General features: G+C 33.8%; 32 protein-coding genes. 11 read left to right on the top strand and 21 right to left on the bottom strand.

Features of this window, described 5'->3' with window-relative positions:
* Nucleotides 1-87: 87 nt before the first annotated feature.
* Nucleotides 88-447: a YugN family protein gene (locus ACSBPO_RS07180; RefSeq protein WP_442599370.1), complete on the top strand. Its 360-nt coding sequence runs from the start codon at nt 88-90 to the stop codon at nt 445-447.
* A 42-nt stretch (nt 448-489) separates the two neighbouring features.
* Here the strand turns inward: ACSBPO_RS07180 and ACSBPO_RS07175 are convergent, their stop codons facing one another.
* The gene (locus ACSBPO_RS07175) at nt 490-840 is read right to left on the bottom strand and encodes an Asp23/Gls24 family envelope stress response protein (RefSeq protein ID WP_442599369.1); all 351 of its coding nucleotides are present in this window, start codon (nt 838-840) and stop codon (nt 490-492) included.
* A 192-nt stretch (nt 841-1,032) separates the two neighbouring features.
* On the opposite strand from ACSBPO_RS07175, the gene ytvI reads away from it, so the two are divergent.
* Nucleotides 1,033-2,091 (top strand): sporulation integral membrane protein YtvI, encoded by a 1,059-nt coding sequence (gene ytvI / locus ACSBPO_RS07170; RefSeq protein WP_442599368.1) that lies wholly within the window; start codon nt 1,033-1,035, stop codon nt 2,089-2,091.
* A gap of 38 nt (nt 2,092-2,129) precedes the next feature.
* Here ytvI and ACSBPO_RS07165 read toward each other — a convergent pair whose 3' ends face one another.
* The 7 genes from ACSBPO_RS07165 to cyoE form a co-directional block, all read right to left on the bottom strand.
* Nucleotides 2,130-2,591, bottom strand: a complete 462-nt coding sequence (locus tag ACSBPO_RS07165; RefSeq protein ID WP_442599367.1) for a DUF420 domain-containing protein — start codon at nt 2,589-2,591, stop codon at nt 2,130-2,132.
* 160 nt (nt 2,592-2,751) lie between these two features.
* The gene (gene ctaG, locus ACSBPO_RS07160; RefSeq protein ID WP_442599366.1) at nt 2,752-3,597 is read right to left on the bottom strand and encodes a cytochrome c oxidase assembly factor CtaG; all 846 of its coding nucleotides are present in this window, start codon (nt 3,595-3,597) and stop codon (nt 2,752-2,754) included.
* Between the two features lie 211 nt (nt 3,598-3,808).
* Nucleotides 3,809-4,144, bottom strand: a complete 336-nt coding sequence (ctaF, locus tag ACSBPO_RS07155; RefSeq protein WP_442599365.1) for a cytochrome c oxidase subunit IVB — start codon at nt 4,142-4,144, stop codon at nt 3,809-3,811.
* A 4-nt stretch (nt 4,145-4,148) separates the two neighbouring features.
* A complete protein-coding gene (locus ACSBPO_RS07150) occupies nt 4,149-4,778 on the bottom strand; it encodes a cytochrome (ubi)quinol oxidase subunit III (protein ID WP_442599364.1) in 630 nt (209 codons plus the stop codon).
* The gene (ctaD, locus tag ACSBPO_RS07145) at nt 4,778-6,646 is read right to left on the bottom strand and encodes a cytochrome c oxidase subunit I (RefSeq protein ID WP_442599363.1); all 1,869 of its coding nucleotides are present in this window, start codon (nt 6,644-6,646) and stop codon (nt 4,778-4,780) included. The genes ACSBPO_RS07150 and ctaD overlap by 1 nt, the downstream gene beginning before the upstream one ends.
* A gap of 33 nt (nt 6,647-6,679) precedes the next feature.
* Entirely contained in the window at nt 6,680-7,750 is a 1,071-nt protein-coding gene (gene coxB / locus ACSBPO_RS07140; protein ID WP_442599362.1) for a cytochrome c oxidase subunit II, read from the bottom strand.
* Nucleotides 7,751-7,891: 141 nt separating this feature from the next.
* Nucleotides 7,892-8,827, bottom strand: a complete 936-nt coding sequence (gene cyoE, locus ACSBPO_RS07135; RefSeq protein WP_442599361.1) for a heme o synthase — start codon at nt 8,825-8,827, stop codon at nt 7,892-7,894.
* Nucleotides 8,828-9,431: 604 nt separating this feature from the next.
* Here cyoE and ACSBPO_RS07130 point away from each other — a divergent pair.
* On the top strand, nt 9,432-10,331 hold the full coding sequence (locus tag ACSBPO_RS07130; protein WP_442599360.1) for a COX15/CtaA family protein: 900 nt from the start codon (nt 9,432-9,434) through the stop codon (nt 10,329-10,331).
* Between the two features lie 33 nt (nt 10,332-10,364).
* Here ACSBPO_RS07130 and ACSBPO_RS07125 read toward each other — a convergent pair whose 3' ends face one another.
* On the bottom strand, nt 10,365-11,576 hold the full coding sequence (locus ACSBPO_RS07125) for an FtsW/RodA/SpoVE family cell cycle protein (protein WP_442599359.1): 1,212 nt from the start codon (nt 11,574-11,576) through the stop codon (nt 10,365-10,367).
* Between the two features lie 158 nt (nt 11,577-11,734).
* On the bottom strand, nt 11,735-12,016 hold the full coding sequence (locus ACSBPO_RS07120; protein WP_442600328.1) for a YlaN family protein: 282 nt from the start codon (nt 12,014-12,016) through the stop codon (nt 11,735-11,737).
* A 176-nt stretch (nt 12,017-12,192) separates the two neighbouring features.
* Between ACSBPO_RS07120 and ACSBPO_RS07115 the strand changes: the two genes are divergently transcribed.
* Entirely contained in the window at nt 12,193-12,693 is a 501-nt protein-coding gene (locus ACSBPO_RS07115; protein WP_442599358.1) for a peptidyl-prolyl cis-trans isomerase, read from the top strand.
* A 97-nt stretch (nt 12,694-12,790) separates the two neighbouring features.
* Here the strand turns inward: ACSBPO_RS07115 and ACSBPO_RS07110 are convergent, their stop codons facing one another.
* On the bottom strand, nt 12,791-14,146 hold the full coding sequence (locus ACSBPO_RS07110) for a PhoH family protein (RefSeq protein WP_442599357.1): 1,356 nt from the start codon (nt 14,144-14,146) through the stop codon (nt 12,791-12,793).
* Between the two features lie 181 nt (nt 14,147-14,327).
* On the opposite strand from ACSBPO_RS07110, the gene ACSBPO_RS07105 reads away from it, so the two are divergent.
* Nucleotides 14,328-14,912, top strand: a complete 585-nt coding sequence (locus tag ACSBPO_RS07105) for a YhcN/YlaJ family sporulation lipoprotein (protein WP_442599356.1) — start codon at nt 14,328-14,330, stop codon at nt 14,910-14,912.
* A 93-nt stretch (nt 14,913-15,005) separates the two neighbouring features.
* Here ACSBPO_RS07105 and ACSBPO_RS07100 read toward each other — a convergent pair whose 3' ends face one another.
* Complete coding sequence (locus tag ACSBPO_RS07100) at nt 15,006-15,206, bottom strand: YlaI family protein (RefSeq protein ID WP_442599355.1); 201 nt, start codon at nt 15,204-15,206, stop codon at nt 15,006-15,008.
* A 349-nt stretch (nt 15,207-15,555) separates the two neighbouring features.
* Here ACSBPO_RS07100 and ACSBPO_RS07095 point away from each other — a divergent pair, with 349 nt between their 5' ends.
* Entirely contained in the window at nt 15,556-16,011 is a 456-nt protein-coding gene (locus tag ACSBPO_RS07095) for a pyridoxamine 5'-phosphate oxidase family protein (protein ID WP_442599354.1), read from the top strand.
* A 60-nt stretch (nt 16,012-16,071) separates the two neighbouring features.
* On the opposite strand, the gene ACSBPO_RS07090 is transcribed toward ACSBPO_RS07095, so the two are convergent.
* From ACSBPO_RS07090 to typA, 3 genes are read right to left on the bottom strand one after another with little or no spacing between them, the layout of a single operon-like run.
* Nucleotides 16,072-16,359 (bottom strand): hypothetical protein, encoded by a 288-nt coding sequence (locus ACSBPO_RS07090; RefSeq protein WP_442599353.1) that lies wholly within the window; start codon nt 16,357-16,359, stop codon nt 16,072-16,074.
* Between the two features lie 2 nt (nt 16,360-16,361).
* The gene (locus tag ACSBPO_RS07085) at nt 16,362-16,688 is read right to left on the bottom strand and encodes a YlaH-like family protein (protein WP_442599352.1); all 327 of its coding nucleotides are present in this window, start codon (nt 16,686-16,688) and stop codon (nt 16,362-16,364) included.
* 21 nt (nt 16,689-16,709) lie between these two features.
* Nucleotides 16,710-18,548 carry a translational GTPase TypA gene (typA, locus tag ACSBPO_RS07080; RefSeq protein ID WP_442599351.1) on the bottom strand — a complete coding sequence of 613 codons (1,839 nt, stop codon included), beginning with the start codon at nt 18,546-18,548 and terminating at the stop codon, nt 16,710-16,712.
* Between the two features lie 161 nt (nt 18,549-18,709).
* Here typA and ACSBPO_RS07075 point away from each other — a divergent pair, with 161 nt between their 5' ends.
* A complete protein-coding gene (locus ACSBPO_RS07075; RefSeq protein ID WP_442599350.1) occupies nt 18,710-18,895 on the top strand; it encodes a YlaF family protein in 186 nt (61 codons plus the stop codon).
* Between the two features lie 72 nt (nt 18,896-18,967).
* Here ACSBPO_RS07075 and ACSBPO_RS07070 read toward each other — a convergent pair whose 3' ends face one another.
* Entirely contained in the window at nt 18,968-19,756 is a 789-nt protein-coding gene (locus ACSBPO_RS07070) for an inositol monophosphatase family protein (RefSeq protein ID WP_442599349.1), read from the bottom strand.
* Between the two features lie 159 nt (nt 19,757-19,915).
* Nucleotides 19,916-20,110, bottom strand: coding sequence for a hypothetical protein (locus tag ACSBPO_RS07065; RefSeq protein ID WP_442599348.1), 195 nt, complete (start codon nt 20,108-20,110; stop codon nt 19,916-19,918).
* 179 nt (nt 20,111-20,289) lie between these two features.
* On the opposite strand from ACSBPO_RS07065, the gene ACSBPO_RS07060 reads away from it, so the two are divergent.
* Nucleotides 20,290-20,910: a YktB family protein gene (locus ACSBPO_RS07060; RefSeq protein ID WP_442599347.1), complete on the top strand. Its 621-nt coding sequence runs from the start codon at nt 20,290-20,292 to the stop codon at nt 20,908-20,910.
* Nucleotides 20,911-20,974: 64 nt separating this feature from the next.
* Here the strand turns inward: ACSBPO_RS07060 and ACSBPO_RS07055 are convergent, their stop codons facing one another.
* Together ACSBPO_RS07055 and ACSBPO_RS07050 are read right to left on the bottom strand one after the other, a co-directional pair.
* Nucleotides 20,975-21,250, bottom strand: coding sequence for a UPF0223 family protein (locus ACSBPO_RS07055; RefSeq protein WP_442599346.1), 276 nt, complete (start codon nt 21,248-21,250; stop codon nt 20,975-20,977).
* Between the two features lie 34 nt (nt 21,251-21,284).
* The gene (locus tag ACSBPO_RS07050; protein ID WP_442599345.1) at nt 21,285-22,244 is read right to left on the bottom strand and encodes an NAD(P)H-dependent flavin oxidoreductase; all 960 of its coding nucleotides are present in this window, start codon (nt 22,242-22,244) and stop codon (nt 21,285-21,287) included.
* A 318-nt stretch (nt 22,245-22,562) separates the two neighbouring features.
* Between ACSBPO_RS07050 and ACSBPO_RS07045 the strand changes: the two genes are divergently transcribed.
* A complete protein-coding gene (locus ACSBPO_RS07045; RefSeq protein WP_442599344.1) occupies nt 22,563-24,032 on the top strand; it encodes an aminotransferase class I/II-fold pyridoxal phosphate-dependent enzyme in 1,470 nt (489 codons plus the stop codon).
* Nucleotides 24,033-24,101: 69 nt separating this feature from the next.
* Here the strand turns inward: ACSBPO_RS07045 and ACSBPO_RS07040 are convergent, their stop codons facing one another.
* Complete coding sequence (locus ACSBPO_RS07040) at nt 24,102-24,230, bottom strand: GapA-binding peptide SR1P (RefSeq protein ID WP_442599343.1); 129 nt, start codon at nt 24,228-24,230, stop codon at nt 24,102-24,104.
* Between the two features lie 189 nt (nt 24,231-24,419).
* On the bottom strand, nt 24,420-24,719 hold the full coding sequence (locus ACSBPO_RS07035) for a DUF3055 domain-containing protein (RefSeq protein WP_442599342.1): 300 nt from the start codon (nt 24,717-24,719) through the stop codon (nt 24,420-24,422).
* Between the two features lie 156 nt (nt 24,720-24,875).
* On the opposite strand from ACSBPO_RS07035, the gene ACSBPO_RS07030 reads away from it, so the two are divergent.
* Both ACSBPO_RS07030 and ACSBPO_RS07025 read left to right on the top strand, forming a co-directional pair.
* The gene (locus tag ACSBPO_RS07030; RefSeq protein WP_442599341.1) at nt 24,876-25,310 is read left to right on the top strand and encodes a DUF1885 family protein; all 435 of its coding nucleotides are present in this window, start codon (nt 24,876-24,878) and stop codon (nt 25,308-25,310) included.
* Nucleotides 25,311-25,372: 62 nt separating this feature from the next.
* Complete coding sequence (locus tag ACSBPO_RS07025; protein WP_442599340.1) at nt 25,373-25,711, top strand: hypothetical protein; 339 nt, start codon at nt 25,373-25,375, stop codon at nt 25,709-25,711.
* Nucleotides 25,712-26,394: the final 683 nt, after the last annotated feature.

Here is a 26,394-nt window from a genome sequence, read left to right as displayed (position 1 = left end):
TTGCAACTTCAACATTTTTCTACTATTATTAAACTTGAGATATAAAAGGGTACGCTTAATATAGCGTGTATGATGGAGGGACTTATAATGAGATTTGAGAACACTAGCATCGAAGCCATCAAAGCGGATTTAAACCGTATTGATGAAGTAATGAGTGATTTCGGTCTTGTTCGTGAAGGACAATGGGACTATGAACGAGTTACATACGATCGTAAATTTGAACTTAAAGAAGGCGTTTTCTATCTACGTGTAATGGGACATGCAGTAGAAGGCGATGTTGGCACACATAAAGCTACGATTCAATTAATGAAACCATTACTAGGCAAACATTATTATCCACATGGAGTTGAGTATGGAGAAGGCGAAAACTTCCCTAAAGCACTTGTTTCCCAATGTGAAAAAATTCTTTCTGATGTAAAATCACATTTAGACAAATTTGCACTTTAATACCTAATACAAAAAAGACGCATATTATTGCGTCTTTTTCATTTATTCATCTATTAAATATTTCACTTTTATATTGATGGAAGAAACATTAAAACCTATAATATCCTTTACTTCTTCATAAATTCTTTTTTGAAGTTCTTGAATGTCATTCATGAACATGTCTACACTTCTAACATTTACGGTAAGTTGAATATATATTAGACTGTTCTCCATTTCTACATATATTCCATTAGTGAGAATTACTTTTCGTTGAAAAGACGATAAAACTTCCTCCATATATTGTCGGTGTGGTTCAATATTTGGCATCTCGCTTAAATTAGTCTCCACAATAGTTAATATGATTTCTTTTAGAGCGCGAACAGTTTCCGTTTTCTCAGGATAGAAATGATACATAATAACCCCTTTCCATCCGAAAGTACAATAAGATTACTGTTTGATTTATGAAAGATTTATTAGCTAATCATCGGATTTTACTGTTTATTTTATTAAATGCGATATATAATTTAATTGTTACTTTTTTATAAAAAAAATAGTTATTAGTCAGTTTCTAGTTATTTAATGTGCTTTTCTGAAAGGGGTTCTACGTTGTCTGGAATTATTACTCGTCGAAATATTATTATTCTCATCATAGTAGCAGTTGTGATCACCTTAGGTTATCTGATTCTACCAGTATCCGTTCCACTTATATTAGCCTTTATAACAGCGTTATTACTAGAGCCATTAGTTAAGCTAGTACAAGAAAGGATCAAAATAAGTCCACGATTATCTGTTGTCCTTATTTTTATATGTTTTCTTTTATTTATTGGTTTATCTGGTTACTTTATTACAACAAAAGTAATTACTGAGGCTATTAAAATAATCCAAAATGGGCCGGTTTATATAACTGAAGTTTCCAATGCATGGGTACTTGCTGAGGACAAGCTTACGAAAGCTGTTAAGGAATTACCTAAGGAAGTTGTAGATGAAATCAGTAAACAAGTTCAAGGTTTCCTGACAAATGTTAAAGATGATTTAATGGCTTATGTAAATATTAACAATGTTAAATCTTTATTGACCAATATACCTAATTTTCTTGTCAGTTTTATCGTATATTTAATTGCTTTATTCTTATTTTTGTTAGACTTACCAAGACTTAGAGAAGCACTTTATCAGCATTTGACTGATAAGACGGCTGATAAAGTACACTTTATGACTTCTAGACTTTCGTACGTTATTTCTGGCTTTTTTAAAGCTCAATTTTTGGTTAGTGTAATTATATTTATAGCTTCACTGATTGGGTTATTATTCATATCTCCTGATATTGCACTAGTTATGGCATTAATTATATGGGTAATTGATTTTATCCCAATTATCGGGTCTATTGTCATCCTTGGCCCATGGTCATTATTTCATCTTTTAACAGGGGACATTGGCTTAGGAACACAATTAGCTATTCTAGCTGCATTACTATTAATTATTCGCAGAACAGTGGAACCTAAGGTAATGGGAAGTCAAATTGGACTATCTCCATTAGCTACTTTAATTGCTATGTACTTAGGTTTAAAGCTACTCGGTATAGTAGGATTTGTTATCGGTCCCCTACTATTAATAGCGTTTAATTCAGCTAAAGAAGCAGGGATTATAAAAATTAACTTTAAAATATAAAAAAGAACTGACATCTCAAAAATGTCAGTTCTTTTTATTTATAAACCAAGTATTGCTTTTATTACAGAGGTCGTTTCTCCGCCTTTATAAAATACATAGAGAAGAAGATAGACTGCTACACCAGTAATCGCTGTAAAAAACCATACCACACTTGTAATAGGTCCTAATTTACGGTGGATAATGAGTTTATTTTTATATCCAGTTATTAATGTAATAATTCCAAAAATAGCACCTGTCGTTGCTAAAAAGATATGGAAGATTAAAAACAAAGTATAGTAAATTTTAATATTTTCGGGACCACCAAAAGAGGTATTACCAATAAATATGGTTCTTGAAGCATATATGATAAAAAAGATTAAGGCGAAAATAGCCGCAGTCATCATCGTCTTTTTATGAGCTTCAATTTTCTTTTGTTTTATTTGATACCATCCAATTGCTACAGTAATTGCACTTAAGACAATAAAGGTCGTACTGATTGTAGGTAAAACTGGAATTGACATAAACTACGTCCTCTCGAGCAAATATTTAATAAAAATAAGGGTTCCAACCCATTTTATGCTAGAAAAAACACTATTTCAAGAAAAACAAATAAAAAACTCCCAAGATTATTGGGAGTGATTTAATAGTTAATAGCCTGAAATAATGTTTAACACCAATAGACTATTCCACAAATCGGGGATTCATTAAATCAGCTGTATCTGACTCTTCTTGTTCCTTTCGATACCAGCTAAAGAATGTTTGAGCCAAAACAACACCATAAACGATTTCTTGTATAATTTTCATAATGACCCCGCCAAGACGTTGATCCTCTAAAAGAGACATCGAATTAAATACTTCGGGTCCACTCAAGTTAAGACTTGCTAACGTTGCACCTGGTACACATAAACTTAACGCTTGCATCCACGCAGATGGATCAGAATAGGTAGCATACATTGGATTATCCGCAAAGATAATTAATCCACATGCTGGTGTTAAAAGAATTCCATTCCCAAAAATATATCCTACCTTCATCAATCCACCAATACTTTGATATTCAGGTAAGCGATTCATTAATGGCCACCACATAAATATGGCAAAGATAAACAAAAACACAGTGTAACCTGCATGTGACCACATATTCATTTTGATAGCATCAAAAATTAATGGTATATGATAAAAGGAAAATAATCCATTAAAAAGGATGATTGCAATTAGTGGTTTAGTAAAAAATGTAAAAATAGGTTTGATAAAAGTAAGATTCAGTACCTTTCTCCATATCCAGTTAGGGATCGCAACAATTAAAATAGGTGGAATAACTAAATATAATACAGCCATTTGAATCATATGTGCATAAAACATTAAATGTCCCATTAAATCTAACGGACCACCTTTTGTTAAATACAAAGTAATCATAGCTGTAATAAATAAAACGCCTTCAGACCGTTTTAATGGTTCAGACCCCTTGAACAGATCCCGTTTAAAATGTGTTACTAGAAAAAATAGTATAGTAATTACGATAAGACTCATAAAAAAGTATGGGCTCCACATCGCACGAAACCCGAACATCTCTAGTGAAAACATTAAGATCACCTCTAATATAAAAGCTATATCACCATTATAGTCCTACGATACTAGAACCGCAATAAAACGGTCATTCCTTTATATCCCATCTTATTAAATTGAATGTTGAATGGCAAAGAAAAAGGAAATCAGACTATATCCGATTTCCTTTTTTAAATTACCACCAAATGATAGTTGAAAATGCAAGTATTGTTACAAATCCAACAAGTACCCCTGAGAAAAGAAACAATGATGGTGCTTCGTGACCTTTATGGCTCATGTGCATGAAATAGAATAGCTGAAAAATAACTTGAATAACAGCTAGTAATAGAATAAAAGGAACAATAAACCATGCTGAATAATCTTGAAAACCTACTGCAAAGAAGGCAATAAGTGTTAAAAAGATCATCATAGAGAATGAGGTCACTTGGTGTCTCATTTCCTCTTTACTTTTTTTACGACGGTATTCAATGTCGACTCTTGGGTTACCTGAGTTTGGTTGTTGATTAGCCATCAGTTTATCCCACCATTCCCATTAAATATACTACTGTAAAGATAAATACCCAAACTACGTCAATAAAGTGCCAGTAAAGACTTGCTACGTAGAATTTTGGTGCATTGTATAGATTTAAACCTCTTTTTGAATTTCGAATCATTAGAGTCAAGATCCACATTAAACCAAATGCAACGTGCCCTCCATGGAACCCAGTAAGGGTATAGAAAGCAGATCCAAATGCACTACTAGTAAAAGTGTGATGATATTCATGTACATAATGATTAAACTCATAAATTTCAAGTCCTAGGAATCCAGCTCCTAACAATACAGTAATAGCTAGCCATAACTGCATTTTCTTGAAGTTAAAGTTCTTCATATGGTACATAGCATAAACACTTGTTAAGGAGCTTGTTAATAATAGCATTGTAGCCATAAATACTAACGGTAGCTCGAATAAATCCTTTGCAAGTGCGTGTTCTGCACTAGGAACCTTATCCTTAAGAGCAATATAAGTTGCGAAGAGAGAAGCGAAAAGAACAGTCTCTCCTCCTAAGAATAACCAAAAACCGATAAATTTATTTTTACCTTCTAGAGTTGCTTTTTCTGGGGCAGCAGGCCATGTCTCATATGTGAATTTTTCTTCTGCGTGCATTATGCCTTAACCCCCTTATCATCTTCATCCATTAATTCTTCTTTATGAATATGGAAACCATGATCATCTTTAACTGAACGGTAGAACATTGAACCTAAAGTGATTAAGAATCCAAGAATTAATACAAAAATACCCCATGACTTTTCTGAGTGATACATCGCACCAAACGCAGCTACGAATAATCCGAAAGCAATAAATAACGGAGTAATAGATGAATTTGGCATATGGATATCACCAAGTGGTTCAGCAGGTGTCATTTCTTTTTTGCCATCCATTTTTTCAATCCAATATGCATCTAAACCACGAACTAATGGTAATTGTTTAAAGTTATAGAAAGGTGGTGGTGATGGAATTGACCATTCTAATGTTCGGCCATCTCCCCAAGGATCGTTTCCAACCTTTTGATTTTTAACAGATGTGATAATAACGTTTATAAGTAATACGATAACCCCAGCAGCCATGAAGAATGCACCAACCGTACTGATCATGTTTCCAGTTTCAAATCCTTGACCTGGTAAGAACGTGAAAACACGGCGTGGCATACCCATAACACCTAGGAAATGCTGAATAAAGAATGTTAAATGGAAACCAATTAAAAATAACCAGAAAGTAATTTTTCCAAGAGTTTCGTTTAACATAGTTCCAAACATTTTTGGCCAGTAAAGATGTGTACCAGCTAAAATAGCTAATACAACCCCACCAACAATAACATAATGGAAGTGAGCTACTACGAAATATGAATCATGGAACTGATAGTCAGCTGCAGCAGATGCAACCATAACCCCAGTTACCCCACCCATTACGAATGAAGGAATAAATGCTAAAGCATAAAGCATTGGAGTTGTGAATTTAACACTACCGCCCCACATAGTAAATAACCAGTTAAAAATTTTAATACCTGTTGGAACCCCGATTGCCATTGTAGCTACAGCAAAGATAGAGTTCGCGATTGGCCCTAATCCTGTAGTGAACATGTGGTGAGCCCAAACCATGAAACCTAAAAATCCAATTAAAACTGTCGCAAATACCATTGAAGAGTATCCGAATAGGCGTTTACGTGAGAAAATGGCAAAGATTTCAGAGAAAATACCAAAAGCAGGAAGTACTAAGATATATACCTCTGGGTGACCAAAAATCCAGAAGAAATGTTCCCAAATGACAGCATTTCCTCCAGCACTAACATCAAAGAAGTTAGCTCCAAACATACGATCAAAGATCATTAAGAATAATCCGACCGTTAATGGTGGGAATGCAAATAAGATTAATGCAGATGTAACAAAAGTAGTCCATGTAAATAATGGCATACGCATATAAGTCATACCTGGTGCACGCATTGTGATAATGGTTACTAGGAAGTTGATACCCCCGATTAACGTACCCGCACCAGAAATCTGTAAACCTAAAGCATAAAAATCAATACCATGCCCTGGTGACTCTAATGATAAAGTTGCATATGAAGTCCAACCTGCATCAGGAGCTCCGCCAAGGAACCATGAAAGATTTAAGAATAATCCTCCAAAGAAAAATAACCAAAAACCAAGTGCATTTACAAATGGATACGCAACGTCACGAGCACCTATTTGTAAAGGCATAACTGCATTCATAAATGCAAATACGAGTGGCATAGCTGCCAAGAAAATCATGGTTGTACCATGCATTGTTAAGATTTCATTATATAGTCCTGCACTGACAAAATCATTGTTTGGTACAGCAAGTTGTATACGGATGAACATTGCTTCTAATCCACCGACTAGGAAGAAAAATCCACCAGCAATTAGATAAAGGATAGCAATTTTCTTATGGTCTACTGTTGTTAAGAAGTCCCAAAGAGTTGCTCCAAATCCCTTTTTCTGAGCTAAGGTACTCACCGTTTTACCTCCCTTTCAAAACTAATTCCAAAATTATTCTGTTACTTTTAGACTCATCAAATACTTAGTTAAAGCATTTAATTGGTCATCAGATAAATCAGCATACTGACCTGTCATTTTATTACCAGGCTTGTATGTTTCTGGATCTTTTATCCAGTTCTTTAGATTCTCTTCATTATGATCTAAGATACCAGCGATTCTAGATCTTTCGCCAAAGTTAGCTAAGTTAGGAGCAAGTCTTGCTGCCTCAGGTCTTCCATCTTGTGGAGTAATGGCATGACATCCAATACAGCTTTTCGCAAATACTTCTTTTCCTTCTTTTTCTTCAGCAGTTGTTGGTTCTTGTTCTTTAGCATTTTGCATAGCTGTTGACCATTGTTTAAATTCATCTTGTGAAAGGGCTTTTACTTTAAAGTCCATTAAAGCATGGGATGGACCGCAAAGCTCAGCACACTTACCATAGAATAAGCCACCGGCTTCGTTAGCTTTTTTAGAATCAAATTCTAACCAGAACTTGTTAACATTGTCTGTATTAGTATCAAGCTTTCCTCCAACTGCAGGAATCCAGAATGAGTGCTTTACATCTGATGCTTTTAGGTTAAAGTAAACTTTTTGATCTGTTGGTACCACTAATTCTTGACCTGTAACGATACCTAAATCAGGATACTCGAATTCCCACCAATAAAGATTAGCTCTAACATTTACAACTAGAGCTTCACTCTTACCTTCTTTATCTTTCTTATCCATTTCAGATACATCTGCTAATTTAAATGTAGCAGCAACTGTAGGAATGGCTAAGATTAAAAGTAAAAGAATTGGAATAGTAGTCCAAATTACTTCAAGTGTATGACTACCTTCTACTTGCTTAGGAATCTTGTCATCCTTTCTGCGAAACTTGAAAACAACAATTAGGAAAATCACTGTAACAACAACGATTACCCCAACCATAATGATGGTACTTAGCTTCATTAAATCATACTGCATTTGCGCAACTTCTCCGGCAGGTTTTAAAGTTGATAAATATGGTTTCCCTGCACATCCGGAAAGGATAAGCGCCAGTATAGAGAATAATGAAAACAGACGCCATTTTGTAAGCCTTCTCATAGCTTAATCAAACCCCTCTTTCTTTTTTTCTTTTTTTGAAATGTTTGATCAATAAAAAATATAAATAAATTCCATCTTACAAAGAAAAGCAGAGCGTTAATACCGCATTAGCTAACCAGAAAAATGAAATTTGATTAACCGTTAAATCAAGGTAACAATAACCATCGCTACAAACATAATAGTCAAATATTGTAACGAGTATACAAACATAAGTTTTGCCCACTTTATATCATCTTTCATTTTGTAACCATACAAACCAATAACTAACCATCCAACATTTAAAATGGAAGCTAGCACCACAAATGTAATTCCTAAAGATGTTAATAAAAATGGTAGAGGCAACAAAGCTAAAACCCATAAATTAATGTGGTTTTTGGTGGTTTTAAAACCTTTTACCACAGGTAGCATAGGAATTCCTGCTGCACGGTATTCTTCAACACGCCTCATGGCTAATGCATAAAAATGTGGAGGCTGCCAAACAAACATAATAAGGAATAAACTCCATGCAATCATATCTAGATTTCCATCTACAGCTGCCCACCCAATTAGTGGTGGAACTGCTCCAGATACACTACCGACAACTGTATTTGATACATATTGTCTTTTCGACCACATCGTATACAAGACTACATAACTAAACACTCCAATAATTCCAATAACCATTGCAGTCCAAGTTGTTAGTGCAAGTAATACTGTTCCAAAAACTATAAGGAGTATACCTAAAATTAAAACTCCAGAAGGTTTAAACTTTCCTGTTACAGTTGGTCTATCCTTCGTTCTTTCCATTAAATGATCAATATCGCGGTCAATATAGTTATTAATACTGCAGGAACCAGCGATAATTAATGATGAACCAAGTAATGTAAAGAAGATGATATCTAAGTTATTTAGAAATCCAATATTTGAAAAGTGCAACGCTAACCATAACCCTGTAAAGGTTGTGATTAAATTAGAATTTACTATTCCAATTTTTATCGTTGCTAAGAATCCCTTCCAGAAACTAATATCAGTATGGGTGGTCTCAAGGTTGCTACCTTGGTCTAACGCCATATCACTGAAAGGCTTTGGATTAGACATAATAAACCTCCTTTTTCACCTATTACAAACACAGTCGACATCCATTCATACTATTATTTAAATACTATATTTGCAATAACAAACGAGGGAAATAAAATAGAATGGAAAAATATGTTTCCACTATTTCGACAGTATTAATATTTGTGTAGAAAAACATTTTCTTTCTCAATATATTAAATCACACTTTTGAACTTTTTTGTGAACTTTTTTTGTACATTTTATGACTTTTTTATGTCAAATTTGAAATTTTAATGTAGTAACCCCTTAATTTAAACTTGAATTTAGAAGAAAATACGTTTGACTTTTGATTGTCTTTAGATATGTAGAATGGATCTTACTCGAAAGAATATTATCCTAATTTATTTCTAACAGAAGAAAAGAAATCTTTCAATATTTATTAATATAATAATAGTGTTTATTGGTTTCGAATTATTCTAATTTTATAAATTTTATATTTTACGTATTCCATTCTGTTCTTTTTTATATTTTTCAGCTATTATTGATAAGGGTTTGCAATAATTGTTATCAAACAAATTCCATTATACAATTCATTTTTATAAAAATACAAATATCTGAACTAATTAGTTCAAAGTAGGTGGTAATATTGTATCGGCTTTTAAAATGGTTTGCAGTTCTAACCTCAATCGCTATGCTTTTTATCTTATTAGGTGGAGCTCTTGTCACAAAAACGGGTTCTGGAATGGGGTGTGGTCGTTCTTGGCCACTTTGTAATGGTGAATTCATTCCCAGTGAAATTAACCTAGAATTAATTATTGAACTCTCACACAGACTTGTATCAGGTGCTGGTGGAATTATGGTGTTAGTCCTATCTATCTGGACCTGGAAATCGATTGGACATATTAGAGAAACAAAGTTTCTTTCCATCCTTTCTTTTTGTTTTTTACTTTTACAAGCTTTAATAGGAGCCGCAGCAGTAATTTGGGGGCAAAACAGTTTTGTCCTTGCGCTTCATTTTGGAATCTCTTTAATATCTTTTGCCTCAGTTTTTCTTCTTACTCTTTTAATATTTGAAGTTGATAAGAAATTTGAAGCTGATAAAATTCGTCTTGACTCCAGGATGAAAAAACATATATTTGGTGTTTCTATTTATAGTTATATTGTGATTTATACTGGAGCTCTTGTTAGACATACAAAAGCAAGTCTTGTATGTTTAGACTGGCCTTTATGTTCGAACACTAATATAAGCTGGCCAACTACTCTATACGAATGGGTGCAAATGGGACATCGCACAGCTGCTGGTCTTATCTTTTTATGGATTGCTTATAGTTTTTATTTAGCTTATAAAAATTATCGAAATCAAAAAGTGATTTATTGGGGCTGGTTGATAGCATTAATATTAGTTTCCCTACAAGTAATAACAGGCATGCTAATTATTTTCACTCTATTAAATCTATATATTGCATTAGCACATGCTTTCTTTATCTCATGCCTTTTTGGTGTACTAAGTTATTTAATTTTATTAGCATCAAGATCCAAAAAATAAAGCAAGAAGCTTTTTTTTAGCTTCTTGCTTTTTTTATACTCGGATATGAGCTGAATTTTTCGATACCATATTCCTCTTTATTTCTTTCTCTTGTTTTTCTTGTGTGTTTTTATATTTGTGCTCGTAATTAACAAACATAGAAACATTAACTAGTATCCCCATAGCAATAGAAAGCTGTATTAAAGAAGAACCTCCGTAACTTACAAATGGTAATGGAACACCAGTAATCGGAATAATGCCTGAAATTCCAGCTAAATTTATAAAGGATTGAATTCCAATCATACTTGAAATTCCAATAGCTAATAAACTTCCAAAGGGATCTTTGCATCTCATTCCTATTAAGATTCCTTTTAACACAATAAATCCTAAGCATAAAAGAACAAAACCAACACCCCAAATACCTAATTCCTCTGCAATTACAGCCATAATAAAGTCAGTATGAGATTCTGGAAGGTATCCAAGCTTTTGAATACTTTTCCCCAATCCTAACCCATTTACGCCACCAGAACCAATTGCTAATAAGGAATTAACAAGATGAAAACCCTCATCTTGAGCAACTGCAAATGGATCTCTTAGCGAGGTAAAACGACTTATCCTCTCTGCAGAAAAGATTTCACTCTTTAGTGCCAAAATAATGGGAGTTAGGAGAAGGAGTACAATTGAAAATAACCTGATTATATTCTTTAAATTCATTCCAGATGATAGAATAATCGTTCCAGCAATTATGATTATGATACCCGCTGTTCCATAGTCTGGCTGAGCAGCAATTAATATGAATACCAAGAAAAGGTATAATAATGGTGGTGCTACTCCTTTATTAAATTCATTTATATAACCCTGTTTTTTAGCATAAACGGCCGAAAGATAAACAATAACACTTATTTTTACAAATTCAGAAGGCTGAATGCTGAATCCACCAAATTTAATCCAGCTCTGCGCATTTCCAGCTACATGCCCAACAAAGAATAGAACTCCCAAAGCAAATAAAGAAGTGATTACCATGGGAACCAATATCTTATTATCCATTAATGCTTTATAGGGAAATAATGCAACAAAAACAAAAATGATAGCAGACATGATTAGAAAAATCTTTTGCTTTTGATAAAAATGATCACTGCTTACTTCATAAAATTGCAATGACGAAACCATACTTGCACTATAAACCATCACAAGGCCAAATATCGAAAGAAGTATAATAGTAATAATGAGGGAATAATCATAGGACTTTAATATTTTTTTAACCATAAGACCTCTTCCTAATTTTAAATATGTATATGAATTCTATTAAAATAGAATATTTTCCTGCTGTATATTAAAAAGGCCAGAAATAGATTGACCATTCATGATTTTACTATTACAAAAAAACTCAAACAATTTAAACCAATCGTTTGAGTTTTAAGATGTTATTTTTTTAAAGAAGCCTCATGAAGTACAGATAATTCCTGTTCTAGTTTCCCCAAGATTGTTTTACCTTCTTTTTCATCAACTAATCCTAGTCGAACAGCAAAGTCTATTTCTCTAGATAAACCGAACATCTGTGTATCCAATACCTCTTCATAAAGAGGACATTGTGGCATTGTTAAGTTTTCCATCTGTACTTTGATCAACTTTAGTATTTTATCAGCGTCAGCCTTTAAAATGGCTAGAGCTTTTTCTTGGTGATTTAGTATCATTTCAGACGCCAACATTGATCCCCCCATTTCAGAACCATGCCTATTCTTATCTCTAAATTTTAACTTGATAAGCTAAAAAATGCAACATTTCTTTATTTTATAAGCTCGATGTATATATATTTTAAGAAAAATGACTTTTTTATTTATTATTTGTATAATCAAAGAGGATATATTAAGGGGGAGACAGCATGATAGAAAAAATAGTGATGATAAACGGAAAAGTAAACTATAGTATAACCTTAGACCCTAGTGTATGGATTTTTGACGATCGAAAAATAGATATAGATACTTACTTTTATACTGAAAAAAAGGAAAAAAACGAGCTTGAGGAATATACTAAAGAAGTATCAAGTCATTGGGATCGTGAGATTAGAGAAGGGGCAATACTACCTCCAACAATCGGAACAGAAAAAAAATATATGAAAGAAAAGGTTATTAGTGGGTCATTTGCCATCCCATTTCGTCCCTTTTTAACAAATGCCGCTCCTTTAGAGGATGCAACAAAGCTAATTGTAGTAACTGAGGATAATCAAATAGAAATGGGCATTGATACAGCTTTTAACCTTATTATCGGATTTTCAAAAAATGGCAAACCGCTTTCTGAAGATGGTCCTATCCATGTATATTTCGGAGACGGTTCTAATTTAGATGCTCCTATCAAATATGTTAAGGAGTTTCGTATTGAATAGAAAATCTATAAAAGGAGGCACAATAATCTGCCTCCTTTTCTTTTTTTTATAATGGGCTATGTTTAAGATTCGTATTGATATTTAGTTACCATAGCCTTTATAATAACTCGGCTGCAAGACGCGCTAAGCCCGATCTCTCCCCTTTTAATAACTTTACATGTCCTGCTACTGACTGTTCTTTAAACTTTTCCACCACATACGTGAGTCCATTATTATAGGCATCTAAATAAGGATGATCAATCTGTTCGGGGTCTCCCATCAGAACAATCTTACTTCCCTCTCCTACACGGGTTAAGATTGTCTTTACTTCATGTTTTGTAAGATTTTGTGCCTCATCAATAATAATAAATTGGTCAGGAATACTTCTACCGCGAATATAAGTTAAAGCCTCTACTTCAATGGAGCCCATTCCCGCTAGAATGGCATCTAATTCACCAGGTTTTTTAGTATTAAATAGAAACTCTAGATTATCATAAATCGGCTGAACCCAAGGACGGAGTTTTTCCTGTTTCTCACCAGGTAAGTATCCTAGATCTTTACCAACAGGTATAATAGGTCGTGCCACTAGAAGTTTTTTATATTCATTGTAATCCTCTGTTTCCATTAACCCGGAGGCTAATGCTAGTAATGTTTTTCCTGTCCCAGCTTTACCAACTAACGTTACAAGAGGGATATCCTTCCTAAGCAAGAGTTCAATGGCCATCGTTTGCTGAACATTTCTTGAGCGAATCCCCCAAACATGGTCATGATTTGAAACAAGTTTTCTTACTTTCTTTCCGGTTTTATCTACCATCCCAATGGCCGATGCTGACCCCCCTAATGCATCTTTCATTACGAGAAATTGATTGGGATAAAAAGGATGGTTCGCTACCTCAGACAAAAGTAATTCCCCTTTTTCATAAAAGCGTCCTAATATTTCAACAGGGATGTATACCTCTAAAAAACCTGTATAAATAGATTCATCTTCAATCACTCGATCACTTAGAAAGTCTTCCGCATATAGACCAATGGCATCGGCTTTTACCCGTACTAGTGCATCTTTACTAACTAGTATTACCTTTTTGCCATTTTCTTTTGTTTCCTCTTCTAAATATAAATTTTTGGCAACAGCTAATATACGATTATCATTTGTTTTCTCAACGAATATTTCTTGTAATTGCTGAAAGGATCTATGATTTAATTCAATCCTTAAGTAGCCACCATTTTCAAGTTGGATTTTTTCATGTAACTTACCTGTTTCCCTTAAACTATCTAGTAGCCTCGAAACCATCCTTGCATTTCTTCCCACCTCGTCCATATAACGCTTCTTTGAGTCTACTTCTTCAAGTACTACTGCTGGGATCACCACTTCATTATCTTCAAAAGAAAAAATGGAATAGGGATCCTGTAATAAAACGTTAGTATCAAGAACATATATTTTATTCAATCTGTCGCCTCCTGATCTAATGTTCATTTTTTGGTAAATAATAGATGGGACTTTGCTTAAAATATATGTTTGGTCGAATAAAGATAGAAGAAATTTTACACAATAAAAATAAATGAAAAAACTAGTGAACATTATTTAAGTATAATGCTACTTCCTACTGATGAATTTATCTAAAGAAAGTCAAATCAATATAGGAGGAATTCTTCTCATGAGAATATGGTTTCTAATCGTTGCCTCTTTCCAAATTTTAAGTGGATGCAATAATAATAATGTGGCACAAAACCACAAGGAAAACCTAATACAAGTTAAAAATTCAAACCTACAAAACGTGGATAGAAAAACAGGTCAGCAAATTGCTCAGCATTTAGTCCAACTTACTACAAGTTTACCTAATGTAGAGGATGCTTCAGCCGTTGTTTTGGGTAATTTCGCCTTTGTTGGAATAGATGTTGATTCAAACATCGAACGATCACAAGTTGGGTCGATAAAATACTCTGTTGCAGAAAGTTTAAAAAAAGACCCTTATGGAGCAAAAGCCGTGGTTATTGCGGATCCTGATATAACAGCAAGACTTAAAGAAATTACCCAAGACATAAACAATGGAGAACCAATCAGAGGAATAATGAATGAACTTGCAGACATTGCGGGAAGATTAATGCCGGAAATACCTGCTGATATAGTTGATCCTAAGCCTAAAAATGGAATTCAGGATCCTAAAAAACAATTAAATAAATCTGAACAAAAGAATTTAAATAACAAGCAAAATAAACAATCAAATAATCAAATGGATTAAAATAAAAAAACTCATGGTCCTTAACCATGAGTTTTTTCACTTAGCTCTTATTGTTTTAACTAATCATTAACTCCGTTGATATATATATTTATATCACCAATCATCTTCTTCGGTCTTTGGACGATTAAATTGGAATTTACCAGTATCTAAACGTATTTTTGTTCTTTCCGCAATCCTCTCTTCACATACTTTACACATAAATGTATGAATAGGACGATTTCGAAGCCGCTTAGCTACTAGAGATTCACTTTCAATTGTTTCCACTTTATCACATATTACACATTTTACCCTCATAAGACACCTCTGAATAATTAACTATCTTATTGTATAGTATATCATTGTTGAATGTATGATTGTAAACACAACATCCTTAGATCCTTCTAAATTGTTTTTAATAGGCTCTTTTCTAAAACTTTGTTGCTTTTCTAATTTATTAAAAGGGTATTCTCAGTGTAGCATGATTAAACTCGTATAGAAATCAAGAAAAGAGCTGCTTACTTTTTAAGAAAGGATGTAAAAATCCGGCTTTTGGGATTTTTACCAAAACCACAATTTATACGAAAACGCCTTTTAATACCTCTTAGTTGAAGAATGATTATATTTAAATGTATGATGTTATTAGAATAAAGGAGGAGTTACAAAAATGCCAAATCAAGTTGAACCTAAACTTATTAAGCCATTATTTGATGAATTACAAAAAGAACGTTTTGTTACCTTAGCTACTGTTGATTTTGAATCTGCAGGTCCAAACGTTAGTGCGATTTCCTGGATATTGGCAAAAGATGATGAAACCGTCTATTTTGCGGTAGATAACCGTTCCAGAATAATCCAAAACATTAATAACAATTCGAAGGTGGTTATTAATTTAATTGCTAACGAGTCTACATACTCTATTAGTGGAACAGCAAATGTTATACAAGAAAAGCTAAATGATGTACCTCTTAAACTTGCTCTTGTTCAAATAAAAATTAATGAGGTTCGTGATGTCATGTTTTATGGTTCAAAGATTACAGTTGAGCCCCAATATGATAAAACCTATGATAAAGACGCAGCTGCACGCTTAGATAAACAAGTGATGGATGCAATGAGAAATGCTTAATTAATTTGAATATATAATTGTAAAAAAGAACTCGCTTCAGAAGAAACGAGTTCTTTTCTATCATTCAGGATAATTTAGGTACTTTTCAGGCTCTTGGTTTATCTGATTAAGCATAATTTCAATAAGTTCCCTAGGATATCGTGCCTTTTTCACTTCATTTTGATGCTTATACTCTAAATAATACATAACAGCATCAGTGGTAACAATTATATCCGAAACACCATGTTCATTTTGTAAGATATCATCAAACAATTCCTTTGTTTCCACCGCAGCCGTATCATCAGGACGCTCGTCACAAACAACTTTTATTGTTAGCCAATTGTATAGTGAATCTTGTAGAGATTTCAATCTTACCCCTCCGAAGAATTCGCTTTCGCCTCTGCCTTTTTAGATTGTTTTAAGCGAATTTTATATATTATTAGTATAAGAGCTGCAACTACTAATCCCTCTGCAACCGGTAAAAATACACCTAAAAACGTTAAGATGGTACAGCCGATTATTAAAAAGAAATAAATGATGATGGATTTGCCAAGAGGTAATTTCTTGGCAAACCCTAACTTATAAACAATGATGGATAAGACGATTGTTGTAATATAAAGTAACCACATTCCCACTTCAGGCTGCTCATCAACACGAAATAAAGCGGCAAAGAATGATAAACGTTGGCTAACATCCATATCCGGCTTATCCCCCTTTCTTTAATTCGTTTCAGCGTACTTTTTCTTTTTAGTTACTCTTTCACGTTCGTTTTTATCTAGAATCTTTTTACGTAATCGAATGGACTCAGGTGTGATTTCACAGTATTCGTCATCATTTAAATATTCTAATGACTGTTCTAAGGACATAATTCTTGGCTTTTTCATCGATGTCGTCTGATCTTTATTTGCTGAACGAATGTTTGTAGCTTGTTTTACTTTCGCGATATTAACTGTCAGGTCATTCTCACGTGAATGTTCTCCGACAATCATACCTTCATAAATATCAGTACCAGGCTCAACGAAAATAGTTCCTCTATCTTCAACCCCTAATATTCCATAAGTAGACGCTTTTCCAGTTTCCATAGAAACTAGAACACCTTGGCGGCGTCCTCCAACTTGGCCTTGTGCCATTGGTTGGTAGCTATCAAACGTATGATTGATAATACCATATCCACGAGTTAACGTTAAAAACTCTGTTGTATAACCAATTAATCCACGAGCAGGTACCATAAACGTTAAACGAACCTGACCGCTTCCGTTATTAACCATATCGACCATTTCACCTTTACGTTCACCGATAGATTCCATTACTGCCCCAGTATTTTCTTCTGGGATATCTATTTGGACTCTTTCAATTGGTTCACAGCGAACTCCATCAATTTCACGAACGATTACTTCTGGCTTTGATACTTGCAATTCATAACCTTCACGACGCATGTTTTCAATTAAGATAGATAAGTGAAGTTCACCACGACCTGAAACAATCCATTCATCTGGTGAGTCCGTGTTTTCAACACGTAAACTCACATCTGTTTCTAACTGGGCACGTAAACGCTCCTCAATTTTACGAGCCGTTACATATTTCCCTTCTCTTCCTGCAAAAGGAGAGTTATTAACTAGGAAAGTCATTTGTAATGTTGGCTCATCAATTCTTAATACCGGTAACGCCTCTGGATGTTCAGTAGGACAAACTGTTTCCCCTACGTTAATATCATCCATCCCTGATACAGCGATTAAGTCACCAGGGAAAGCTTCTTGGATTTCTTGACGTTTTAATCCGAAGAATCCAAACATTTTTGTAACACGGAATTGTTTAATAGACCCATCTAGCTTCATAAGTGCTACTTGTTGTCCAACTTGCATAGTGCCTCGGAAAACACGGCCAATTCCGATTCGGCCAACATAGTCATTATAATCAAGTAAAGCTACTTGGAATTGTAATGGTTCTTCTCGATTATCAATCGGAGCAGGAATGTGTTCTACGACCGTATCATATAATGCTTGCATGTTTTCATCTTGCTTATCAGGGTTCATACTTGCTGTTCCATTGATAGCAGATGCATAAACTACTGGGAATTCTAATTGTTCTTCATTTGCACCAAGTTCAATAAACAAATCAATTACTTCATCCACAACCTCAGCTGGTCTAGCAAAATCACGGTCAATTTTATTGACAACAACAATTGGTGTTAAATTTTGCTCAAGAGCTTTTTTAAGAACAAATCTTGTTTGTGGCATACATCCTTCATAAGCATCTACTACAAGTAATACACCATCAACCATTTTCATGATGCGCTCTACTTCTCCACCAAAATCTGCGTGTCCTGGTGTATCAAGAATGTTAATTTTTGTATCCTTATACTGAATAGCAGTATTCTTAGCTAGGATGGTAATACCACGTTCTCTTTCAATATCATTGGAATCCATTGCTCTTTCTTCAACATGTTCATTTGATCGGAAAGTTCCAGATTGTTTTAATAATTGGTCAACCAATGTTGTTTTACCATGGTCAACGTGGGCGATAATCGCTATATTTCGTATATTTTCTCTAATATTCAAATATGTTCACTCCTATGAGATAAGTTCATTTTATGACATTTTTTTCACAACTAAAACATTATACCACAATTAAGGTAGAAAACTAAAAGCTTTTTGTGTAATATAAAAGATATGTTTATTTTTTAACTATCAACTCCCATTCAGTACGGAGGTATATGAGAATGAATCAAATTAAATGGCCTTTTCTTTTTTTAGCCATTCTTGCAGCTATGGCTATTATGGGTATAGGTGTTGCCATTGGTGAAAGAAGCTTAATAGGAATTTTTGCATGTATACTTGCTTTAGTTTTTGTCATGGGATACGGTTTTAAAACAAAAAAGAAAATGCGTGAAAATGGAAAATTATAATGTTCAAAGATAGATCAACAAAAAGAGGTTAGATTGTAAAAATCTAACCTCTTTTTTTGCGGAAAAGAGAATTTATTTTAAAAGATAATTGGATAATATTTGTTGATGTAAATGAGGTTTTGCGACAAATACTGAACTCTTTTCCATCAAGTTTAGCTCTTTACCTTCTATATTTGTTGCAATACCGCCCAGTTCTTGAACAAGAATAATACCTGCAGCAAAATCCCAGGGTGCAAGTCTCATGCTAATATAGGCATCAATACGGCCTGTGGCAACATAAACTAATTCTAATGCCGCCGATCCGTATGATCTTGTTCCACGAACATCTTGAACAAGCGGAACAATCTTTGTATAATCAATCCTTTTATTTTCTGTAGCCCAAATTGCATTTAAGCCAACTATAGCTTCAGAGATATTTGTTTCCTTTAACTTTGGTACGGGCTCACCATTTATATAAGCTCCTTGGCCCTTTCTCGCATAATATAATTCGTCATGTACCACATCATAGATGATTCCTATTTGTCCAATACCGTTTTCATATATCCCAACGGAAATAGCAAAATTTCTTTGTTGATGAATAAAATTCATGGTTCCATCGATTGGATCAATAATCCAAACAACTCCATTTAGATCATTCAACGTATCACCAAAGCCTTCTTCTCCAAAAATTTTATGTTGAGGAAAATGCTCTCTGATTTTTTCTATAAAAAATTTTTCAATATCTCTATCCATATTGGTTACAAGATCATTAGGGCTAGATTTAGTTGTGATATCCAAGGTAGTCGAAAAGGAGGACCGAATTCTTTCTCCAGCTTCTTTCGTCCATTGTTTTGCATATGTATCAAGTTCTTCCCACTTCATCCTAAATTCCTCCTTACTTAAAAAGTATGTACATATTAATTAGCTTATTTTATATAGCTTTTGCTTTCAAGTTATATAGTTTCCCGATATATATATAATCAAGCATAACATACAAAAATAAACGAATTCCTTAGAAAAATGGAATCCGTTCAGCAATTTTTAAAGTTCTTGTAAATTTAATAGCTCTTGACGAATTTTTTCGAGTTTGTTTTTGCATTTTAATTTTTTCGCTTCATTATCTTCTTCCATGGCCTCAAATAATGTAGCTAATTCATAATCCATTTCTAATTTGAGTACAGCTGTTCTTTCTCTTACTGCTGCTTTCTTTTTTGTTTGGTTCATTAATTGTTTCATTGGACAACACCCCTTCCGAAATAACCATTGTTTTTTCTGATTATTTTTACTATTATCTTATGTTGCTAACTCTACAGGGGTAACAAAATTGGACATATACCCAATTTTTTAAGCACAATTATTTTAAGTTTTCTGGCATTATGCTAAAATAATGAGCAAACTTAGCAGGAGGATCCTTTATGGAATTTAGCGGTTTTTCTCAAGAAGATTTTGAAGTGTTTACAATAGAAGGTTTTGATGCAAGGATGGAAGGATTAAAGTTAAAAATTAGACCTAAACTGGAAGCATTAGGTGGTTACTTTACACCCACTTTATCGTCGATAACAGGAGAAGAAGTATTTTCTCATGTAGCAAAACATGCACGCCGGACGGTTAATCCTCCAAAAGATACTTGGGTTGCTTTTTCACGAAATCCAAGAGGGTATAAAATGCTGCCTCATTTTCAAATCGGTTTATGGGAAACACATCTTTTTATTTGGTACGCTGTAATATATGAAGCTCCACAAAAGGCTGAAATTGGATCTCGTTTTGAAAAGAAACTTTCATCTGTTTATAAACAGGTTCCAGCTGAATTTGTTTGGTCAGGCGACCACACAAAACCTGGTGGTGTCAGACATGATCAATTAGGAAAAAAGGGCCTAAGTGAGCTCCTGGAAAGGGTCCAAACTGTAAAAAAGGCTGAACTTTTATGTGGTTATCAAATTGATAAAAATGATGTTATCAATATGTCTTCTACTCAGCTCATTGACATCATTGAAGGTACATTTAACACTTTATTACCACTTTATAAGCTTTCTTAAACAAAAAAAATAACAGGAGATACTTTATGAATAATAAAGTGTCTCCTGTTATTTTTGATAATCATTATTTTTTCATTCGAATTTTATCACCGCTTGCTGCGTCTTTAGCTTTTTGTATAGTGCGATAAGAAGAATATCCGCTGATTTCTTCAAATTCCCCACATAATGTTTTTTCTTCTGATTTACTTGGTACTATTTCTTTAAAGCGACGATAAACAGTTAAAAGTATATCACGCTCAATACCTTTTTCATAAGCTAATTCAATGCATTCATAAAATTTTATTACATCCACAATTTCGTCTGTTGACCAAGTATGATCAATAGGATATTGATATTCCACTTTAAATCATTCTCCTTATTCACAAAGTTCATTTTCATTTTGCCCATTTTTCTCTAATCTTGGTAGCATCCAGTATCATTCTATGTATCAATTCTTCCACACTAGGAATATCATTAATCATTCCCATTACTTGCCCAGCCCAAGCAAAGCCCTCGTCTAATTTTCCATCATAGATAAATTTTTTATTGGCTTTCCCACTAATATACTCCTTTAATCGTTCATAGTCAGCATGGTTTTCCTCAAGCTTTAGGATTTTTTCTGTCCACTTATTATATATTGCTCTTGCAGGTGTACCTAATGTCTTTTTTATGACCACTGTATCATTTTCTGTACCTTCGACTAAACATTGCTTGTAACTATTTGATGCATGGACACATTCTTTCGTGGCAATAAATCTGGTACCCATTTCAATTCCTTCAGCTCCTAAGCTAAGAGCAGCCATTAAACCTCTTCCATCACCTATCCCACCTGAAGCAATGACCGGGATACTAACAGCGTCAACAACCTGTGGAATTAAAACCATTGTTCCAATATCATTTTTACCAAGATGTCCCCCGCCTTCTTGACCAACCACCATTACGGCGTCAGCCCCGAGTTCCTCTGCTTTAACTGCCTGACGTTTAGCTGCTACAAGAACTAGTTTTTTGGTATCCACACCTTCTAGCTGTTTAAAAAGAGGTGCTGGATTTCCTCCTGTCATGCTAATCACTGGTACTTGTTCCTCTATTGCCACCTCTAAAAATTTTTCAAATGGTCTTCCATGCTGTCCAATCGCAAAATTAACACCATATGGATTTGTTGTCATCCCTTTAACTCTATGTATTTCATCTCTTAATAAATCAGGAGACCCCAAGGACATAGCTGTTATTTGACCTAACCCACCAGCATTCGAAACAGCAGCTGCCAGGTCAGAGTAGGCTAAATATGCTAGTCCCCCTTGAATAATGGGATACTTAATATCCAATAGTTCTGCTACCCTCGTATTCCAATTCATTTTTATCCCCCTTTATATACATTCTTTGATAAGTTCGATTTTTATGTTTTATTTTCCTTTATTAATCAAAAACTATATAAAATCAGTTTACTTATTTCAATATTTTTCACTATGCAAGCATTACGATAAGTGCTATAATTCATTTGTTTTATGACTTTTTATACATGGAATAAAGTTAATTGATTTCTATAGATAAGAAGATAACTTCTGTCATTATAGAGTAAAAATGACTTTTTAACATTTTGTTTTTCCTGCTACAAAAATCTCTATACAAAAAAATGTATAGGTAATTCAACTATAAAGAGGTGTGAGATAAAATTGTCGCAAAATGAAACTCCACTTTTTAGTGGTTTAGTCGCACATGCAAAAAAAAATCCAGTTCAATTCCATATCCCTGGTCATAAAAAAGGAGCTGGAATAGATACAGAATTTCGTAACTTTATCGGGGATAATGCATTATCTATTGATTTAATTAATATTGGGCCGCTAGATGATTTACATTCTCCTAAAGGAATAATCAAACAAGCACAGGATTTAGCAGCTGAAGCTTTTGGAGCAGACCATACATTTTTCTCTGTTCAAGGTACTAGCGGTGCTATTATGACTATGGTTATGGCGGTATGTGGACCTGGAGATAAAATCATCGTACCACGAAATGTTCATAAGTCTGTTATGTCAGCAATCGTGTTTTCTGGTGCAACTCCTATTTTTATACATCCAGAAGTGGACTTAGAATTGGGAATTTCCCACGGTATTACGAATGACTCCGTTTCAAGAGCTCTTGAACAACATCCTGATGCTAAAGGTGTCCTAGTCATTAATCCTACTTACTTTGGTGTATCTGCAGATTTAAAAAAAATTGTTGAAATTGCTCACTCGTATCATGTCCCTGTTTTAGTAGATGAAGCACATGGAGTTCATATTCACTTCCATGAGGACTTACCGCTTTCAGCGATGCAAGCTGGTGCAGATATGGCTGCCACAAGCGTTCATAAATTGGGTGGCTCTATGACACAAAGCTCCATTCTGAATGTTAGGGAAGGTCTTGTTTCTTCCAAAAGAGTTCAATCCATTTTAAGTATGCTAACAACAACTTCGACCTCCTATCTTTTACTTGCTTCACTTGATGTAGCTAGAAAAAGATTAGCAACTGAAGGAAGAGAACTAATTGATAAGACCATAAAATTAGCACAATATATGCGAAGTGAAATTAATAAAATTGACCATTTACATTGTGTTGGGGAAGAAATATTAGGTACAAAAGCAACTTTCGATTATGATCCAACAAAATTAATTATTTCCATTAAGGATCTAGGCCTAAATGGTTATGATGTAGAAGTCTGGTTAAGAGAAAACTTTAATATTGAAGTAGAAATGTCTGATTTATATAATATTTTGTGTATTATTACTCCAGGGGACACTCAAAGAGAAGCTGATATCCTAATTGAAGCATTAAAAGTTCTATCTAAGGAATTCCATCATTTATCTGGAAAGGTATCTGCTCAGGTATTATTGCCGGACATTCCTAAATTAGCATTAACGCCACGAGATGCCTTCTATTCAGATACAGAACTTGTTCCAATTAATGAAGCAGTTGGAAGAATTATTGCTGAATTCGTAATGGTCTATCCACCAGGTATACCTATTTTCATCCCAGGTGAAATTATTACAAAGGATAATCTGAGTTATATACAGAAAAATATGGAAGCTGGACTTCCAGTACAGGGACCAGAGGATGATGAAATCAAGCATCTTCGAGTAATTATGGAGCATAAAGCTATTCAATAGCATTATGGTATTAGACAAACAAAAATAAACAGCATTCACATTGAATGCTGTTTTTCATATTAATTATAATTATTCTTTTTCATGATGATGCCCTGTTTCGCAGCCATCACATTTACATTTAGAGTAAAGAATTGTCACTTTTTCATCTTCAAAATGATCGATAGTAGAGTTACAAGTTTGGCATACAATTGTACCCATTTTTTCTCATTCCCCTTTTCATAATAAGTGGCTGCGCAATATTGAAAGCGCTTTAATAACATCCTCAATTAAATAATAATATAACACATTTAAAATTTCAAGCCTAAATTGTATAACATATATATTTCACTAGCACTCATAATATACATAAAAAACAGACCTTTGAGCCCAAAGATCTGTTTTTTAATCTTATTCGTATTGAGTCTCAAATGAAATACCGGGGATTGATTCTCTAAAGAAATCTACTAAATCTGAAACTTGTTCTTTATTTGGGATACGGAATACTTGCTGTAAATGATCGATATCTTCTATGTCTCTTAAATCGAGGAGAGTTGAGCGGCCAGTTTGCATACAGACGACAAGGGGTTTTCCGAAAAACATGTTAGTATAGATAATACCAAAATCATACCTAGCGTTTTCAGTTGCAAAACCAATAAATCTTACCTGTACTTTTTCATGTTCATCATATAATTTATCAAAAAGCTCCATAGAATTCCTCCTTATTTTGAATATTTAGAATATTATTATAAGTTATTTGTGTCAATAATTCAATAAGTTTTAGAAAAATCTTTCTTAGATGAGTTGTCATACGATTTTATTCAGTGCTAGAATATGAATGAGCAGGTAACTAAGGAGGAGATACCGTTGGCAAATAACGCTTATATTAAATTAGTCCCTTCATCCGAAAAAACGGATATTAGCACAGACGAAATGAAGGATTTTTTCTTTTATTATAAAGATATTACATCCAAGACGGGGGATCAATTAAACTGGCAGTTTACGGATGCGGCATTCCCATATGAAATTAAGGAAGAACCGTCTGGTAAAGGGCAATGGTTTTATCTATACTCTACTCATGATAGATATAAGGCTATTTTACTCGGGGTTGATAAGGAAATGATTGACAATGGTGATGGGACCCAAAGAGAACAAACATACATACAAATCACTTTACCAGAAATTTCAACCTATGGAGATAAAGGCAAAGCCAATGAGTTTTGTAAATTTTTAGCAAAGAAATTGAAAGCTGAACTTCATTTATTTAATGGTAGAATTATGTATTATTACCCAAGAAAATAACATTAAACATAAGAACAGCCCAGAAGCTGTTCTTTTCTATTTCGAAAGGAGAAGAAAAAAGCTTGAAAAAAATTGTTATATATACAGCGATTATCGCTTTTATTTTCACCTCATTATCACCCAAGATTTTTTTAGTTTATATTGAAAAACCTATGAATAATTCTGAACAAACGATTTCATTTGGAGGTCCAATTCCTTTTCTCAAACAAAAAATTCAGCTTTCAGAAAATACGAAAGATTATCCTCTTGAAATAAAATTACAACCTTTAAAAGAAACAAAAACAACTTTTTCCTTTATTCCGTTTCTCATTTCTTTTATTATTTCATTCATCTTACTATTTTCAGTAGCTGGTCTATTTTTAAGGTTTATGACAAAAAGTGAAAATAGAGACCATAAGTAACTATATGGTCTCTTTGAACTTAATAGTTTATAAAGGATTCCCTTTTATGCTTTGGCTTTATTAAAGAATACTGTTGATTTACACCCCCTGTTGTTTGGAGCGGAAGGCACGAAGACTCCTGTGGAAGTACGGTTCAGGGGAGACCTAGTAAAATGATCCACAGGAGGGATCATTTGTACCCCGCAGGCGTAAACGCCGAGGAGGCTCGCCGAAACGCCCAAGGAAAAATTTGTTTTTTGAAAAAGCCGGCAGTAGGGCTTTTTCATAATTCTTCCCACGGAAAGCGAAGTGCCTGAAGCGGAAATCAACAGGCAAGTTTAACAGAGCTTATATAAAAACTACTTAAACATATTTAGAGTAAAGTGAAAGGAAGCATATAAGGATAAACTAAATGTTGTGATAAATATTGTTTTCTTTGCCGATTTCATTATTGAGTTACCTATCTGTATGGCTAAATAGAAAAATATAAAAAACATTAAGACATTATAAACAACCTGATCATGTTGCGAAAGCCATTCTAACAGAGTATATCCACTCCAAAGGATTAATTGTAATAAAACCACTACATATACCCTCATTACATCCTCCATCCCCTTTAATATCACTTAAACTAAATATATGAATGGAATCCATCAGTTATTTTTCATTTGTGTAACAAATAAATGACAAGCCTATTTTTACCT

This window comes from Neobacillus sp. D3-1R, assembly GCF_052180215.1.
In the GTDB taxonomy this organism is placed as follows: Bacteria; Bacillota; Bacilli; order Bacillales; family Cytobacillaceae; genus Pseudoneobacillus.
The sequence above is the reverse complement of the archived record's forward strand: the minus strand, read 5'-3'. Positions and strand labels throughout refer to the sequence as shown.